The sequence below is a fragment of the Nocardiopsis sp. TNDT3 genome, assembly GCF_003427465.1.
Classification (GTDB): domain Bacteria; phylum Actinomycetota; class Actinomycetes; order Streptosporangiales; family Streptosporangiaceae; genus Nocardiopsis; species Nocardiopsis dassonvillei.
Genome location: NZ_QPFC01001144.1, coordinates 1 through 2,672, shown reverse-complemented (window position 1 = coordinate 2,672; position 2,672 = coordinate 1). Strand labels below are relative to the sequence as shown.

Genomic DNA, 2,672 nt, shown 5'->3' with positions numbered 1-2,672 from the left:
CAGGCAGATCCAGCCCGCCGACCCCGAGGCCGCCGCCCAGGCCCTGGTGGACTCCCTCGCCTCGAACGGACTGGAGCTGACGCTCGGCGGCGGCCGGGAGGCCCTGCTGAAGCAGCTGACCACGCACCTGGCCCAGAACCCGGACCCCACCGCCCCGCTGCCGCTCAACGTCCGCGCGCTGGGCCCGGAGCCCACCCCGGACTCGAAGCCGCGGCCGCAGCGTTCGAGCTTCACGGGGAAGCTCTACGTGGAACTGATCAGGGACCCGAAGAGCACCAAGGTCTCGCACGTCGACCAGGCCGACTACTACATCGAGTCGCACACGGTGAAGGCGACCGACGCGCACTCGCGGAGCGACGAGACCAGCAGGACGGTGAGCTCGGACGGCGCGCTGCTGATACCTCCGCCCTATCCCCAGGACGACCAGGGGCCGGACGGACAGCCGGGACACCGCGCCCTGTTCACCACCCCCGCCGGGGAGATCTCCGGGTCCAGCAACGACGGGCGCTCCTCCGGGCAGTCCCAGGACGACGCCCGCACCATCGAGCTGCACCTGAAAACCCCGTACGCGAAGGTCAGCACGGACACGACCCTCAAACTCAAACTCCAGTTCGACGAACCCAAGGGCGGGGAGAGCGGCAGGAAGCCGAAATCGACCTACGAGGTCACCGCTGACAGCGGACGGGTCGACACGCTGTACTCGCTCGCGTACATGACCTTCGACCCCCCGGCGGCGGACACCCTGGAAGGCGGCACGCAGGGAACCGGAACCGACACGCTGTCGCCTCCGCCGGCCCCCGCCGTCACCACGTCCACGGACGGCACCGGCTCCACCGGGACCGCTCCGCCCGACCGGAACACCGCTCCGGCACCGGAAGGCGGCGACACCACCGGCACCGCCGACGACCGGACCGGGAGCGGCACGACGCGGCGGTCCGGAGCACCCATCTACGCCTCCCAGGCCGACGCGTTGCGCACGTGGACCCGTGAGGCGGGTCCACGTCCCGGCACCGACTCCGCCCTCGCACTGACGACCATGGTGCAGGACTACGGAAAGGCGCTGCGCGAGCAGGCCAACATCGTCGTCGCGCGGTCCGCCGGCTGGAAGCCGCCCGAGGGGAAGTCGACCGAGGAGACGGCGAACGCGGCGCGGGCCCACCTCGCCGACGTCTACGGACTGGACCCGGTCTACAACGAGATCGACGCCAGCCTCAGCGACGAGGCCATCAAGGCGATGGACCCGTCGGCCTCGCTCGATCCCGAGGGGGTGAGTTTCAAGGACATCGAACTCCCCGGGTGGATCGACAGGGTGGTGCGGAGCAACCACACCGAGTGGGGCGCCAAGGCCCTGCCGAGCACCCGCGGTGCGAAGATCCTGGACGCGCGGCCGGACGGCCAGCTCAGCGACTCCCGCGTCCGGCCCCGGACGGACAGCTCCGGCAGCTCCCACGGCGGAGGCCAGGGCTTCGGCGGCGGGTTCCGCCCCGCGGGGATAAGCACCGAGAGTCCCGTCTACGACCGCCACGAGGGCATCTACACCGGCGCGGCGGCCGCGAACACCGGCTCGTCCCACGGGGCCTCGTCGGGCTCCAACCAGACCGTCAAGGGCTACCAGGAGTCGGACCAGCTCCGCCAGGGGCCCTTCTACCTCGTGGAGCACGACGTCACCTGGGCGTTCGCCGCGGGCAGCAAGCTCACGGCGCCCGCCGCCTTCCACCTGAACGACCCGAGCCTTCCGCAGACCCCGCTCCACTCCCGGCCCACCCGATGGATCGTGGACCAGACCACGATCCGGATGGCCAAGTGGTACTCGGAGGCCGACGCGATCGCGATGGGCTTCCTCACTCCGGACCAGGTCAAGGGCCTGGGACCCGTCAAGGACGGCATCCACAAGGCGCAGGAGGAGTTCAGCAAGGCGGAGGCCGAGTACGCCGACACCCGGGCCCCGATGGAGGGCCTGGCCCAGAAGTACGCCGACAAGCCGGACGAGCAGAGCGCCAGGAAGGCCTACGAGGACCAGGAGAAGGAGTACACGAAGGCGCTGGCCAGCTTCAACCAGAAGATCAAGGCCCTGATCCAGACCCTGAACGACACGCGCACCGCTCTGGGGGGCCTCGGCCAGGGGACGAACGGCGGCACCGTTCCCCCCGGGCGCCCGTCGAGCGGTGACACGAGCGGGGGGACGACGACCCGTGCGCCGGCCCCCGCCAACACCACCTCGACCACCAGCACGACCGGAGACACGACCACCGGCACCGACAGCACTGCCGTCGTCACAGGGGTCACTTCCGAAAACACCACGACCATCGACAACACCGATGGCGCCACCACGACCACCAGCGCGCCCCAGCCGACCATCACCGTGACCCCGCCACCGGACCCGGCGCCCGCGCCCACGGGACCGAGCCAGGCACTGGCCGACCGCTTCCGTGCGGAACTGAACCTCGTCGCCCCGGAGCCCGACACCTCCGTCCGGGACACGGACACCGTGGACGCGCGGGTCCAGCGCGCCTCCGACGCCGCGGACACCGCTGACCGGGAGGCCCGTGCCGCAAGCGATGCCGCGAACGACCTCTCCACCGCCCTGGGGAACGGCACGACCGAGCTGGGGAACGGCAACAGCATCCTCACGGGCTCCGAGGGCGGAGCACCCGCCGCCGGGACGGAAGGAG

1 pseudogene is annotated in these 2,672 nt (G+C 71.2%); it reads left to right on the top strand.

The features are described 5' to 3' along the window. Positions 1 to 2,672 (top strand): annotated as a pseudogene (locus DQW06_RS24905) (hypothetical protein); the annotation flags it as partial.